Raw genomic sequence first — 1,240 nt, forward strand, 5'->3', positions numbered from 1 at the left:
ACTCGCGCGTCACGTGGTTGGCGGTAAAATTCCAGCGAATGGTCTGCTTACCGCTTTTAATCGGTGTTTTACTCCAGCGAGTGCTGGTTTGCGCATCCAGCTCGCTAAATTGCACCAAGCCCGCGCTCGCCAGCTTGCCATCCGCAGGGCCTGCTAACGGAAAACCATCTGGCCCTTCAATACTTTGTGGCTCCAACTGCACTGCGCCACAGTCACTGTTTAAGCCGGTTTTACAGGCGTAGCCACGTGATTGCGGCGCTTCCACATAACCGTGGGCCCAAGCCGTTGAGCTAAACGCGGCGATTGTTAGCAATGCAATTTTAGTCAGTTTCATCATAGTTCCAGTTTAGAGATAAAAAACAGCGCAGAAGCGATACTGCGCCAAAAAAGACCACCTCGGCGTGATACCGCTGCTGTCAAAAACGTTGATGCGATCCCTAAGAGGGCTTTATTAATTTTTTTATTTATATCCGCGATTATTTATATCCGCGCCACGACACGGATATCAGCATTGATGCATATCAATAATAAATCAGCGCTGTTACTCATCCTCCACCATGCAATACGCAAAGCGGATAAAATTAATTTTATATTGAGGTTTAAATCTATCGTCTGCGCTTGATATACATCAGACAATTTGGTGCACTAACTGGTCGCTTTAATAATCAATTTAATTATTTCATTAAGCAAACAGAGAAATTCGACAATAAACCGTCAAACCAAAACGCAAATAACGACAATATATTGACCCGCAAACTCAAAAAACAGTCAGGAAATAGAGCATACATTAAGCATGCAAATAGACTTCTCATTTTATTGGCATTTGAGCACAGGGGGAAATGGGCTGTCAATAAAGCTTAGATGACGTTTTCATTAATTCGTAATATTTACCAATCAAAATAGATTAAACACTCTAAATAGAGCGCATTCAGATTAGCCGCTCTGAAATTAATCGCACAAATCACGGTTTATTTCTCACCGAATTTTATTTTGCATACCTCCAATTAGGTACTATTGAGTTAGATATCTGAGTGTCGATTAAAATTATGCCAACTCCAAATTCAATACGCGCACCTGCCCCGGCATCATTTCGGCACTGATATCCAAGAAACGTACTTGGATGCCAAACTCATCATGTAGCGTATTAAGCCATGCCAGCAAACTGTTAAAACTGAGCGGGTTGATGCTCAGTTGAATGCTATCGTCTTTATTCACTATTCGCGTTACCACTATCTGGTGC

The 1,240-nt window shown here is 42.3% G+C and carries 2 protein-coding genes; both read right to left on the bottom strand.

Going from position 1 to position 1,240, the window contains the following annotated elements; translation table 11 throughout:
* Positions 1–334 (bottom strand): lytic polysaccharide monooxygenase (locus tag ACRC27_RS13255; RefSeq protein WP_438640092.1); only part of this gene is annotated, 334 nt, incomplete at its 3' end.
* Between the two features lie 710 nt (positions 335–1,044).
* Positions 1,045–1,240: type II secretion system protein GspM (gspM, locus tag ACRC27_RS13260; RefSeq protein ID WP_438640093.1), on the bottom strand; the 196-nt coding region annotated here is incomplete at its 5' end.

This window comes from Plesiomonas sp. (genome assembly GCF_051650925.1).
In the GTDB taxonomy this organism is placed as follows: Bacteria; Pseudomonadota; Gammaproteobacteria; order Enterobacterales; family CAMTGL01; genus Plesiomonas.